This is a genomic window from Peristeroidobacter agariperforans (assembly GCF_004138335.1).
Taxonomy (GTDB): domain Bacteria; phylum Pseudomonadota; class Gammaproteobacteria; order Steroidobacterales; family Steroidobacteraceae; genus Steroidobacter; species Steroidobacter agariperforans.
In genome coordinates this window covers 1-12,081 of record NZ_RYFW01000004.1, presented here as the reverse complement: position 1 = coordinate 12,081, position 12,081 = coordinate 1, and the positions used below count along the sequence as shown (strand labels likewise).

General features: G+C 59.2%; 11 protein-coding genes and 1 pseudogene. 4 read left to right on the top strand and 8 right to left on the bottom strand.

The window, feature by feature from the left end; translation table 11 throughout:
- Positions 1 to 16 precede the first annotated feature (16 nt).
- Positions 17 to 1,003 (bottom strand): LysR family transcriptional regulator, encoded by a 987-nt coding sequence (locus tag EK373_RS25805; RefSeq protein ID WP_129647383.1) that lies wholly within the window; start codon positions 1,001 to 1,003, stop codon positions 17 to 19.
- Between the two features lie 99 nt (positions 1,004 to 1,102).
- On the opposite strand from EK373_RS25805, the gene EK373_RS25800 reads away from it, so the two are divergent.
- From EK373_RS25800 to EK373_RS25790, 3 genes and pseudogenes are all read left to right on the top strand, one after another.
- A complete protein-coding gene (locus tag EK373_RS25800) occupies positions 1,103 to 1,906 on the top strand; it encodes an alpha/beta fold hydrolase (RefSeq protein ID WP_129647382.1) in 804 nt (267 codons plus the stop codon).
- A gap of 363 nt (positions 1,907 to 2,269) precedes the next feature.
- Positions 2,270 to 2,868 (top strand): annotated as a pseudogene (locus tag EK373_RS34440) (site-specific integrase); the annotation flags it as partial.
- 409 nt (positions 2,869 to 3,277) lie between these two features.
- Positions 3,278 to 4,969 carry a tyrosine-type recombinase/integrase gene (locus EK373_RS25790; protein WP_129647381.1) on the top strand — a complete coding sequence of 564 codons (1,692 nt, stop codon included), beginning with the start codon at positions 3,278 to 3,280 and terminating at the stop codon, positions 4,967 to 4,969.
- Between the two features lie 9 nt (positions 4,970 to 4,978).
- Here the strand turns inward: EK373_RS25790 and EK373_RS25785 are convergent, their stop codons facing one another.
- The 7 genes from EK373_RS25785 to EK373_RS25765 all read right to left on the bottom strand — a co-directional run bounded on the left by EK373_RS25785 (position 4,979) and on the right by EK373_RS25765 (position 10,948).
- Entirely contained in the window at positions 4,979 to 6,628 is a 1,650-nt protein-coding gene (locus EK373_RS25785) for a recombinase family protein (RefSeq protein WP_198683652.1), read from the bottom strand.
- Between the two features lie 13 nt (positions 6,629 to 6,641).
- Entirely contained in the window at positions 6,642 to 6,866 is a 225-nt protein-coding gene (locus EK373_RS33500) for a hypothetical protein (protein WP_198683651.1), read from the bottom strand.
- A gap of 184 nt (positions 6,867 to 7,050) precedes the next feature.
- The gene (locus EK373_RS25780; RefSeq protein WP_157994538.1) at positions 7,051 to 7,476 is read right to left on the bottom strand and encodes a helix-turn-helix domain-containing protein; all 426 of its coding nucleotides are present in this window, start codon (positions 7,474 to 7,476) and stop codon (positions 7,051 to 7,053) included.
- Positions 7,473 to 7,838, bottom strand: a complete 366-nt coding sequence (locus tag EK373_RS33190) for a hypothetical protein (RefSeq protein WP_157994537.1) — start codon at positions 7,836 to 7,838, stop codon at positions 7,473 to 7,475. Before EK373_RS33190 ends, EK373_RS25780 begins: the two co-directional genes overlap by 4 nt.
- A 176-nt stretch (positions 7,839 to 8,014) precedes the next feature.
- Positions 8,015 to 8,566 carry a hypothetical protein gene (locus EK373_RS25775; protein ID WP_129647378.1) on the bottom strand — a complete coding sequence of 184 codons (552 nt, stop codon included), beginning with the start codon at positions 8,564 to 8,566 and terminating at the stop codon, positions 8,015 to 8,017.
- A complete protein-coding gene (locus EK373_RS25770) occupies positions 8,563 to 8,904 on the bottom strand; it encodes a hypothetical protein (protein WP_129647377.1) in 342 nt (113 codons plus the stop codon). Before EK373_RS25770 ends, EK373_RS25775 begins: the two co-directional genes overlap by 4 nt.
- Before the next feature lie 1,087 nt (positions 8,905 to 9,991).
- Positions 9,992 to 10,948, bottom strand: coding sequence for a hypothetical protein (locus EK373_RS25765; RefSeq protein ID WP_129647376.1), 957 nt, complete (start codon positions 10,946 to 10,948; stop codon positions 9,992 to 9,994).
- A gap of 213 nt (positions 10,949 to 11,161) precedes the next feature.
- On the opposite strand from EK373_RS25765, the gene EK373_RS25760 reads away from it, so the two are divergent.
- Positions 11,162 to 11,785 carry a hypothetical protein gene (locus tag EK373_RS25760; RefSeq protein WP_129647375.1) on the top strand — a complete coding sequence of 208 codons (624 nt, stop codon included), beginning with the start codon at positions 11,162 to 11,164 and terminating at the stop codon, positions 11,783 to 11,785.
- Positions 11,786 to 12,081 lie beyond the last annotated feature (296 nt).

The window sequence follows — 12,081 nt, the reverse complement described above, 5'->3', positions numbered from 1 at the left end:
GTACAGCAGCGTCGCGTCAAGCGCGTCGCTGACTTTGCTTCCTCTTCGGCCGACGGGTGACAGTCGCTTGCACCCGTCGCGCCGATGATTTCGTCACATCGAGCACCGAGCGCAAGCTCGATGCTTGCGTCTCGATGTATTGCCAGAGCTGATTTGCAACCGGGCCTTGCGGCCGATCGCGGCGGCGCGCCGCGACCAACTCCTCGGTCACACCAGGGAAGTGACGACCGAGCATGCAGAGCAAGCGGCCGTCTCGCAATTCTTCCTCGATCAGGAATCGCGGCACATGACCCCACGCCATGCCGCGCAGAATGAGCTCCTTCTTCATCTGATGATCCGCAACGGAACATTGATGCGCACCTTCGACGACGAAATAGCTGCGTTCAGGCGAGTGACGCGCCGTGTCGCGGATGATGCATTGAGTGAAGTCGCGCATCCTCTCCGGTGAGATGGACGGCGTGATCGGGAATGGCAAAAATCCCGGTGCGACTACCGGCACGACCGACACCGTGCCGAGATCTATCCATTCCAGTCGTGGATCGGATTTGTCGACCCGATGCAGGATCAGGTCGGCCTCGTCATCGAACAATCGCTCGCAAGGTCCGGTGATCGCCTCGTAGTCGAGGTGCAGACGTGTCGCCGATCGCTTCGTGAAGAACACGCTCAACAATCCGAGCAACTGCGGACGTGGACAAAGATCGCCGATCACGACGCGCAGCTGTGTCTCTTCCCCCAACAAGAGCTGCTTGGCGTGCACACGCAGCCCTTCCATCTCCCGCAACAACGACTGCGCGCGACGCTGCAACGACAGCCCCGCTTCCGTCGGACGCACGCGATAACCCTCGCGGTCGAGCAGCTTCAGCCCGAGCTGACGTTCGAGCTTGGCGACCGCCGCGAATACGGCTGGATGCGAGCGATGGAGCACGGTTGCGGCGGCCTGAAAGCCGCCTTCCCGAATAACGGCATCGAAGCACTGCAGGTCGTGCAGAGTGAATGGGGTCATTGTCTGTGTACCTTACAGAGTTCTCCTGAACTTTGTAATATCTGCGGCCACGGCCGAGCCCTAGCATCTCCTCACTGTCACTCAAGTAAGGAGCTGCACATGTCCGACTCACTCTCTTTCGTAACCGCCGGCGACGGCGCCCGCATCGCGTATCGCATCGACGGCTCTAGCGACATGCCGGCGTTGATCCTGTCGAACTCCATCGCGACGACACTGCACATGTGGGGTCGGCAGATTCCGGAGCTGTCGCGCCACTTCCGCGTGATTCGCTATGACACTCGCGGCCATGGCGCATCCGACGTCCCGGCCGGCGCTTACTCGATCGATCGGCTGGGTCGAGATGTCGTTGAGTTGATGGATGCGCTGAATATCCAGCGCGCACACTTTCTAGGGCTGTCGCTCGGCGGCTTTATCGGTCAGTGGCTAGGCATTCATGCGCCAGAGCGCATCGACCGGTTGATCCTCAGCAACACGTCGCCGTATCTCGGGCCCGCGAAGCCATGGGACGAGGCGATCAACTCGGTCCTGCAGTCGAAGGACATGACCGAGCGCGCCGAGATGTTTCTGCGCAATTGGTTCCCGGCACCCATGCTCGCAGCGGGCGGTCCGGTGATCGATGAATTCCGTGCGATGGTGCTGGCGACCAGCCGCCAAGGTCTGGCCGCAAACTTCGCCGTCGTCCGCGATACGGACCTGCGACGGACGATCTCGCTGATCACCCGCCCAACGCTAGTGATCGCCGGCGAGCATGACCCCGTCACCGCCGCAAGCCACGGCCGCGCGATCGCGGAGACGATTACGGGCGCACAACTCAAAGTGCTCCCGACGGTGCATCTGCCGAATGTCGAGCTCGAGAAGGAATATATGGAGGCGGTGCTCGGCTTCTTGCGCGCTCGGCGATGACAGATGGCGGCCGATATGCTCGGCTCGTTGTCAGAGCACCGGCAGCCGCAGTTGCGACGACCGCCGCCGATCGAAATATATCGTCTGCACCGTCGGCACTGGCTCGCGCGGTGCACCACCGCGATTTCTTCGGCGGTGAACCTGAGGCGTGGGTCAGCCACAGCAATCAGCCCGAAGCACTGCTCGACTTTCTAGCCCTCGATCGCAGCCTGCAATTCGAACGGTCGCGAGTCCCGCAACACATGGCGTACCTGGCCATGTGATTGGAGCTTCCGCGCGCCCAGTGCTCGAGCGAGGGATTTTCACAACCACTCTCTGCCGACCGATACAGACGTTACGGCGTCTTGCGGCGAGCGATCGCGAGATCACCTGGCGCGCATGGCGCTGTTCAAGGTGAATACGGGTTGCCGCGAGCAGGAGGTCTGCGGTTTACGCTGGGACTATGAAGTGAAAGTACCGGAACTCAACGCGTCCGTTTTCCTCATTCCGAAAGAGCACGTGAAGAACGGCGAGGAGCGCCTGGTCGTGCTCAATCGGGTGGCGAAGTCGGTCGTGGAGAGTCTGCGCGGTCACATCCGACTCACGTGTTCGTGCACACCTCCAAGAAGAAGAGCGAGCCGCCACCAGTGAAGAAGATGAACAACACCGCATGAAAGTCAGCCCGTGAGCGTGCCGCCGAGAAATGGGCTAAACGACACGGAGAGCCGGCATCGGATGGCTTCAGGAGGGCTCGAGTCGATGATCTCAAGCACACGTTCGGTCGCCGTCTGCGAGCGGCCGGCGTGACGTTTGAGGATCGTCAGGACTTGCTCGGCCACCGGAGTGGGCGGATCACCACGCACTACTCACAGGCTGAGCTCGGCAACCTGATCGCGGCTGCGGATAAAGTTTGCGCGACGGAGTCTCGCAAGCCACCTGCAACCACATGGCTACGTCGGCGCGTGAGCACAGGGAACACTTGAGCGATGGACGCGCACGCCAAACCCAGCAAACGCGAGACCAACAGGCTATCTGTAGTCACAGCAAACAAACTCTCACGAGTGCGCGAAATAAATTTCGCGACGCGCGAGCGGCATCAAATAGGAAACATCGACGGGGGATGGAAATACAGCTTGATTTCAAGCGCGCGGAATGTTTGTGAAAAAGTCCCGCAAACTCCCGCAACCACATGGCTGTGGTGTCGCGCGAGAGTCGTAAGTGCTTGAAGAATGGCGCGCCCGGAGAGATTCGAACTCCCGACCTCATGGTTCGTAGGCAGAGGCCATAATTACGACCAAGCCCGACTGAGCCCGCTGGAGCTGGTTTTTCAGCGGCTTAGCGCGAGCTATCCTACGCCTGACTACGCTGCAATCCCTCTGAACCCGAGCGGTCGTGGTCACGATCTGGTCACGTTTTTATCGGACCGATTCGAGTATGCCGACTCTAAAACTTCGACAGGACATCGTGCGCACCCTCCCCTTTGTGGGGCCGGGCGGCAAGCACCAATGCATCTATTGGGACGAGGCGTTGGAGTGCTTCGGCGTGCGGGTCTACCCCAGCGGCCGGCGGGTGTACGTCTGCGCGTATCGCGTGAAGCGGAGAAAGCGCCTGGCGCGTCTGGGGCGCGCTGATGCTCTCGCACTGGACCAAGCACGCAAGAAAGCCGTCGCGTATCTCGGAAAGGTCGCAAGCAACGAGGATCCCCAAGACGAAGCCGATCATCTGCGGACATCCCAAACGGTCAAGCAACTGGTTGCGGAGTACATCGAGGGTCATGCGAAACCCAAAAAGCGCTCCTGGAAGAACGACAAGTCGTGCCTGGAGCGCATGCTTATACCGAAGTTCGGCGCCCGCCTTGCTGTCACGATCATCTCGGCGGAAATACAGGAAATCCACGCACACAAGGGTGTGACCCACCCCAGACAGGCGAACCGATTCGTCGAGATCGTTCGCAAGATGTTCAACTGGGCACCGTCGGCCGGGCTTCTGCCAAAGGGGCATGACAATCCAGCTGTAGGAATCGTCCCCTTTCCCATGCGCAAGCGAAAGCGGTTCGTTACGACGGTCGAGATGCCCCGATTTGTGGAAGCACTCGAGCAGGAGAGCAGCGAGTACGGTCGGCATGGCATCTGGCTCCTGCTCTTCACGGGCCTGCGCACCACGGAACTTCTGATGGCGAGGTGGACGGACGTCGATTGGGAGATGGGGACGCTGTTCATTGGAATGACGAAGAATGGTGACCCGCTCCTCGCGCCGCTCAGTGATGCCGCCATAGCGCGGCTGCAGATGATTCCGAGGATCGCAGACAACCCGTACATCATTTGCGGTCGAAACCCCGGCGATCACTTCAAAGCTCTCGGTCCCGTACTGGAACGCGTCCTCGCCAGGGCCAAGCTGGAGAACATCACGATTCATGACTTGCGGCGGACGGTGGGTTCGTGGCTCGCGCAGGGCGGCCAGACGCTGCATCTCATTGGTGACGTTTTGAACCACCGGGATCCTAAGACGACTGCCGGCTACGCATATTTCCAGACGCAGCAACGTCGCGATGCTCTTACGAGCCATGCCAACAAAGTGCTTTCGTATGCAGCTCCGAGCGTTCGGGCGGCAGCTACACCGAAAGCAGTATCGGCTCAAAGCTTGCTGCCTCATGGGATGGTATGTGCAAATGACTCCAGTGAGTCTGGCTGCGTCCGCAATCGACACTACTTCAAGCGCGAAACTCTCTACGAACTTGTTTGGACTGCACCGGTAAGCGAGGTCGCCAAGCGAATCGGCGTATCCGATGTCGCCCTTGCGAAACTGTGCCGTCGAGCGGCTATACCACTCCCGTACCGAGGTTATTGGGCCAGGGTCGAGTCGGGGCAACCCATCGGCGCCGATCCTCTGCCCCCTGCACCGGCGGGCTTGCCGACACTATTGAGAATTCGCGGCACCGGGGTGCCGGTGCAGTCGACCGCTGCCGTACTACGCCCCCCCATCGATTTGCCAAATTCTGTTGCCTCGCCTTCAGCCTCAGATTCACAGATTCATGGTTCTCCGACGCCCGTTTTGGACGGGCTTGCTCACTCGCGAGCCGTGTAAGCCGCAGGTTCAAATCCCTTCACCCCGACCACGCGAACCGGTGGCCAACAAGGCCGCCGGCTGAAAGGCGCAATGCGCCCATAAGCTCCCATCCGCCTTCTTCGACAGCCGAATACGGTCCGGAATCAGAGTGCGCAGAATGGCCCGCGCCTCCTCGCATGCTTGCTGATCCCCTTGCAGGCCCAGCGCGATCCGCTCCTCCAGCAGTTCCGCCGTGCGCGGTACCGCCGAGAGCATCTGAGCCACATCCTCGCCGTCGTTGAAACCCGCCAACAGTTGCCGGCGCTTGATCTCGGCTCGATCGATCGCCGCCTGCAATTCATCCGGCGCCATGTCTGGATCGCCGTCCCGCAGACGCGCACGCAGTCGCACCAACCGCGCATCCAATTCCTGCAACTCCCGAGGCGCTTCAGCAGACCGAGCCGCGTTCTCCTTGAACAGTTGCAACAAGTGACGTTGTAACTCGGCGACCATGGCTTGGACGCGTCGGGGTTCTCGCAGCTGCTCCCGAATCGGCGCCAGGACGATCGCTTCTGCGGTATCGCGCCGAAGACGAACATCGTTAGCGCAGGCGCGTCCATGGAGATAACTGGAGCAAACATATTTCACGCGATCACCAAGCACGTAGTTGGCGCCACACATCTCGCAATACATCAACCCGCTCAGCAGGTACTTGATCTTGCCACCTGTCTTCAGGCGCTGGTCCTGATTGGTATGTGCGCGCATGCGCGCCTGCACCTGCTCGAATGTAACGTCAGAGACTATTCGTAGGCTTTCGTCGTGGTGACTCACCCACTCCGCCTCCGACCGGCGACGCCGCTTGTACTTGCCGGAATCCGGATCTCGGACGAACTGCGAAACATTCCACCTGACGTGGCCGGTGTAGAGTGGATTTCGAAGCATCGTTCGGATCGCCGATGCGACCCAGCCGCGGCAGCGCCGAACTTCTCGTTTCCACGTCGAGCCGGGACTCGGCACGCCGCGTTCGTTCAGTCCTCGCGCAATCGTGAAATAAGAGATACCGCGGGCGTAGCCATCGAAGATCTCAGCCACGATCTTGGACTGCGTCTCGTCGATCTCAAGAACAGTGCCGACGCGCGCGGGATTGCCATAGGCGTCCTTGTTCGACGGATCGAGGATGGGCTTGAGGCTATATCCATAAGGCCGCCCGCCACACCAGAAATTCTTCATCGCCTGGCCGGTGAGCCCACGGTGCACTTGCTCACGCAATTCATCGAGCCGCATCTCGTTGATGAGATTCTTTACGCCGCGCTGGATCTTGCGAGTCGCCGCCTTGGTCTCGGAGTCATATCCGTCGGTGACGGCGATGAGGCGGATACCCGAGAACTCGAGGCGGCGAATGACACGTTCACTCTCGACCTGATCGCGCGACAGGCGGCTCAAATCATCAATCACCAGAACATCGATCTCGCGATTGGAGGCGGCCGCAAGCATGGCCTGATATCTGGGACGATTGCTGTCCGCGCCACTCATCGCCTCATCTGCATACGTTTCAGCGATGCGCCATCCTTCTGCGTCTACACGGCGTCGACAGTTCCTGAACTGGTCGTCGATGCTCGCTGAGCGTTGCTGATCGGAACTATAGCGAGCGTACAAGGCAACTCGCGGCGTCCATCCTGGCTGCAATACCGCGCTCACGATTCTCTCCTTACTAAGGCAGCTGCGTACCCGTGACCGAAGTTTGGTGGGCGGTCGTCTGCGACTCGGCCGGTGTGCGCAGGTCGCTGCGACCAGAAGCCGAACGCCGTGCTTGTCGATGCTTCGCGAAGTACGCCCTCGCGGCCGCTCGCGCGTAAACAGTGGCGAGTTCGTCGAGCAACTCGGGCGCGAGCGGTTGCACGTGTTGCCTGCCGGGGTTGGGTTGTACATCGTCCATGAGAACCTCCGCCGCCGTTCTGAACGCTTGAAGACGTGTTGTCACGACCTACAGCGTTACTCAGCCGAGCGGGAAGATCACTACCCTGTTTCGCGGAAAATTCGGCGCATAACGGCACCCCTAGCGTCGCCGCTATTTCGCCGATAAATCGGTGAAACTCAACTTTCATCGGCCACGGACTGCATCATTTGACTTGACCGGGCGGCTCTCGCTTCGCTGCGCGTCCTATCTCCTCCAGACAGTCGATCTGTCGGATGATGAAACGCTGCGCCGTCTTGGATAGTCCCTGGAGCCGCTCGGCATGCCGCATCGCTCGTGGCGAGAGCCGGCGGTTCGGCGGTGGCTTCCGCTCTGGCACACGCCCGATTACTTCATCCACCGAGATCCGGTACAGCGTCGCGATTCGCTCCACGATCATGACCGACGCACGTCGATCGCCGAGTTCATAGGCGAAGACCGCCTGTTGTGACACGCCCAGGGCCCGGGCGAACTCGGCTTGGGTGTAGCCGCGTGACTTGCGCAACTGTGTGATTCGGCGCCCCAGTGCGGCGAAGTAGGCGCGACTGTCGGCTTTGATCGTCGACTTGCGTGAGGCGGGCGCGTCGCTCATGCGCCCTCCGCCGGGCGCTGCGCCCCTGCCGACGTGTGAAACTCCCCAGCCTTGTATCGCCTGACGAGAACCTCCAGCCGTTCCATGCTCTCGCGGATCAGCATGGAACATGTACGCGCCACATCCGCGTGCATCGTGCCGTCATCGTCATCGGAGTAGAGCAGCACGTCGTAGAGCATCCTGAGGATGCTGTGGACGTACATGAGCTCCGTACGCTCTGCCTCGATCAAGCTCGCGAGAACTTCGGTCGGGTCCGGCGAATTGTTGGGCGCGCTTGCAGTGCTGTTTGAAACATCCTTATCGGGGGCATCTTGTCCGCCGCGGTCTTGACGCTCCGTACCCTTTTGGCGCCTATCGGCCATACGCGCCTCCGTAGACCCACGACGGTCGGCGGTGAGATCGAAGAACGGAGCAATGGATTTTTGGATTGAGTTGGCGAGGTCTGATGTTGGCTCGGCGCTTCACGATCTTGGCGCCGACATCATCGGTGACGCGGTCCGCGTCCCGGGCTCACCACTCGCTAGGGAAAAGTGCGCACTCACCGCGCGGCCCTCTGGTTAACGAGCTGATGACAGTGCCCGATCACCTGCCCCAGTGCACCGATGATTCCGTTGAGTTCGCGCTCTAAATCGCGCAGCTGTGGAACTATCTCATCTATCTGGCCCGCCTTCTGGTCGAGAAGCACATAGATGATCGAGCGAACTACGTGTATGCCCGGGCGCAACCATCGTTGCTGCGCCTCACATCCCGTCGCGATATCAGCGCATTCGCTCGCGAAGATCTTATAGGGCGTAATGCCGAGCTGGATGAGCGCGGCGTCTGTCTGTTTCAGCAGCTGACACACCAGTCGGCAGCACTGCCACAGCTCCGGTTCGTCTCCCTCATAGTCGTAATACTCGAATAGCGTTCGATAGGTGATCTCGGTGGGTTTGATGAGCTTGGCGACCTTGGCGCGGCATGTTTCAACCAGATCCGTGATGCTCTTGGCCTCGACCGTAACTGGCGCACTGGCACGCACGCGCTTGCTCTGAGACCGGTCGGCCTTCCTCGACTTACGGCCTTTCTTCGCTTTCGGCGGTGTACGCTTCATGGCTGGCCACCCCGGGACCGACACAGCCGTTCGATGATTTCCGCGCCGCCGAGCAATCGTTCATGCAACGCGGCCTGCCCTTCGTGACACTGTCGGGCGGCATCGCGTAGACCCTCGGCCGTGAACAGTGCCTGACCGACGTCATCATCGGTTGAGTAGGCTTGCGAGAAGAACTTTCGGTGGGTTTCGCGGACCGCATGGCCGAGCGCACGAGCGTGTCGAAGCGCCTCATCGTTCCCCTGAATGCGCCACCAGGTCTCCGTCTGCCGCACGGCTTCGAGCAGCGTAATGAGTCCCATGCCGATGACGACCATGTCGTCGCGTTTGGCGCGGGTCATGACTCATCTCCCAGCTGGTGCCAGGCCAGGATGTATCGGCGGCGGAACTTTCGAGGATCGATGGCGGGTGGAGTGGTCGGCGGCGCGCTGTGTGCCGCGGCTGCCTCGGATGGCCTCGTAAGCTGCCAAACCGCGGGGGGATATGGCTGGGGCCGAGGGTCGGAATCGGCACGCTGGCCCGACTGATCGCGTGAGATACACGCACGCTCCCGCGCAAGCGCCGGGTGCGCCATACTATGGGTAGCCATAACTGCCTCTAACTCAGGCGTTGTGGTTAGGCCCTACGCGGATTGCGATCCGCAGGACGACACTATCTCTATAGCTCGGGACAAGTCCAGCGGCTCCGATGGTGGGGCCTGGCTCAATGCATTGTTCGGACTTCTCTCGCTCTTACTGCTCCATACGCTGGCCGATACATAATCATGGGCGATTCGCTTGGGTCGACGGACGCCGATAGACAGAGTCGGCCAGGGGAGATTGACCCGGCGATACTCCATGAGATTCTTGAGCTACAGGTTGGGACACTTGCCGCACCGGCAGCGCCATCCGATTCCCAACAAAGATAACAAACACAAGAAAAAGCGAAGCCGCCAGAAAAAGTCCCAGGTATGCCGCACAACTCAACAAAACACTCTCATTCCGCCTTCGGTAAGCACGTTCACGCAGGGTTGCATCCTGACATGGTCGTATCAGGCGATAGACCAACCATAAGGCGAACACCATCGCAGAGAGCGGCTGCGACAGATGCGAAAGAAGTTCGGGAGCACTAGTCACAATGCTTTGACTCCGGTCTAGTGCTCGGCCGGCAAGCTCTGGACAATGTGCTCCCAGCGGTCAGAGCGAAAGTGCGCCGTGAACCCGTCGAACTGCGGGCGATAGCGGCAGTATCGACGGCCCAAGCAGGTCTCGCCTCGCAGCCGCGCTGTCGAACTGAAGAGTGAAAAAAGCTCATGCCAGTCAGCACCGTTAGGAATGACTACTGACAGGAAATTATGATTACGGAGTGATGCCTGACAAGCCGCAACGGAAAGCGCCCAACTAATGGGCTTCAGTTGCCCCGCATCCGGGCGCGAGTTCTTTCCGGTCTTCAGTTGCGGGGATTCTTCTTTTCGCGCTCCATCATCTGGCGCAGCCCCTTGACCTGGACGCCCGAAGCCGCCCTTGTAAAGGCCTCTGCTCGTTCATAGCGAGGCACCCCAAAGAATCTCACTGAGTCTCGGACCATGTATGTCGCCATGACGTATGCAAATCGCTGTCTCCCAGAGACGTTATGACGCTTAAACTTGTATGCCCGTGTCGTGTGCGCGATTCTCCCGAGAATTCCCAGTGATACAAACGGATCTCCCATTACGACTCTTAGCGCATAGTCTGTTAATTCCGCTCGTTGTTCGTGAAGTAACGAACGGGGCAACTTCATATAGATGAAGAATCGAGCGTCCGCATAAGCCCCTCCATACTTCCTGCCCCCGCTCTCTTCGTCCTCATGAGCGATTGTTTCGTCGGTCGGGAGGAGTTCCTCGATGTTCATCCCCGCGTTGCGTAGCCGAGCCAGGCAGGTAATTAGTTCCGCCGCCGCGCGCGACGCATTCCGCATGTTAGACGCCATTTCCTTTGCAGACGCTTCTCTTACTGGCAGCAAGGCGTCGACAACTGCGTTCAACACGATGTGGGCAGCGTCGGCTCTTGCCAACTTCCCGCTTGCCTTGCTTCGCCGCCGATGTGCCTGAACATCCTTGTTGAGCCGCACCCAGTGTTGTTCAAGCGAAGCCTTTGGAGCGAGCAACCGCTTCAGGATTACACGAAGAATTCGCTCGTTCAGATTCCGCCTTTGGAACGTCAAATTGCGCCATGGCCAAAGATATGTGGCGTCAAATCGCCCCTCGTCATCGCCGTAGTAGCCTTCCAGATGTTCGAGCAAGTCATGTAGATCTTTTGGAACAGGGCTTGTCGCCATCTGTTCGTCGGTTGTCCGCCCACGCATCGAAGTAGGCGAGGGCAGCGTCTCCATCACTGACAGCCCTGCGGCCTTCTTCTTTTTTTGCATCTGCTCCAACTCCTTACGTACACAAAGCGGAAAGCGTAATCGCGCAGAGGTGTGCGCATGCCGGCCGCGCTTATCATCTTTTGTCAGAAACATCGACACTGGCCAGGCGCGACACCCGTTGTTTACACTTCGCTTGCGCACGCAGCTCAGTAAAACAACCAAGAACCGTCGGGCTAAAACAACAGCAATTGCGGCAAAGGAGATTCCGACATTATGCCCAGCCTGACTGTTCGATCAATGGCAGAGATGCTCCGATTGCCCGCGTACGAACAGCTAAGGATTCTGGCGGAGCAGAAGCATCCAAAGCAGGCGCCGCAAATATTCCGAACGCCTTATTATCAACCCGCAATAGCGGGCGTTCGCTCCTACTATGCCAGCGGTAACGACCGGTCGAAGCTCTCTGCGGCCAAGAGCAAGGCCTTGAGCGCATCGCAGCCATCTCGCCGAGATAATCTCATCAGGGTTATCGACAAGTTTGAGACAACGCCAGCCGCCTTGCGCTCGCTCTCAATCATGAAACATACCAAGTACACAGCGGCGATCGGGGACCTACAACTGCGACTTTCACCGGATATTCAGGCCTTGGATGGTGAAAAGCCGGTTTTCATCTATTACAACTGCCGATCAATCAAACTGGACGAAGAAGCTGCAAAGCTAACACTGGAGATCGCACATTGGGTCTTAGATGAGAACGGGATTAACGTAAAGCCAATTCAAATCGAGTACCTCGATCTTGCAACCGGAGTGCTACATCAGGTGAAGACGAGGAGACCGACCACCGTCAAAGCACTCAAAAACAATGCGAGAATAATAAGCGCATTGTGGCCAACCATTTAGGTCTACCAAGACGGCGTGACGATCATTTTTAACTTGAAGTTGTCTGCCGACCGCATTCGCTCACGCGATCATACGCGCATCTGGCACCCAGAATTCGACTGGCGATCTCTACCCGAAGACCAGCAGAGCAAACGTTTCGACGATGATAGCCGGACACGGAACCATGCAGATGATCCTGCCCCGGTTTAGCGGACACCCGGATAAGCGAGTTAATATCGCTATCTGAGGGTGAGAGATGAAAGGCAAGAAGATCGAGAAGCAGGTCCGGAAGCAGTATAGCCCGGAGTTCAAGAAGG

Coding starts and splice junctions, on each gene's coding strand:
- EK373_RS33500 (WP_198683651.1), bottom strand. CDS start 6,866: ATGGACGATGTACAACCCAACCCCGGCAGGCAACACGTGCAACCGCTC.
- EK373_RS25770 (WP_129647377.1), bottom strand. CDS start 8,904: ATGACCCGCGCCAAACGCGACGACATGGTCGTCATCGGCATGGGACTC.
- EK373_RS25775 (WP_129647378.1), bottom strand. CDS start 8,566: ATGAAGCGTACACCGCCGAAAGCGAAGAAAGGCCGTAAGTCGAGGAAG.
- EK373_RS25765 (WP_129647376.1), bottom strand. CDS start 10,948: ATGCAAAAAAAGAAGAAGGCCGCAGGGCTGTCAGTGATGGAGACGCTG.
- EK373_RS33190 (WP_157994537.1), bottom strand. CDS start 7,838: ATGGCCGATAGGCGCCAAAAGGGTACGGAGCGTCAAGACCGCGGCGGA.
- EK373_RS25805 (WP_129647383.1), bottom strand. CDS start 1,003: ATGACCCCATTCACTCTGCACGACCTGCAGTGCTTCGATGCCGTTATT.
- EK373_RS25800 (WP_129647382.1), top strand. CDS start 1,103: ATGTCCGACTCACTCTCTTTCGTAACCGCCGGCGACGGCGCCCGCATC.
- EK373_RS25760 (WP_129647375.1), top strand. CDS start 11,162: ATGCCCAGCCTGACTGTTCGATCAATGGCAGAGATGCTCCGATTGCCC.
- EK373_RS25780 (WP_157994538.1), bottom strand. CDS start 7,476: ATGAGCGACGCGCCCGCCTCACGCAAGTCGACGATCAAAGCCGACAGT.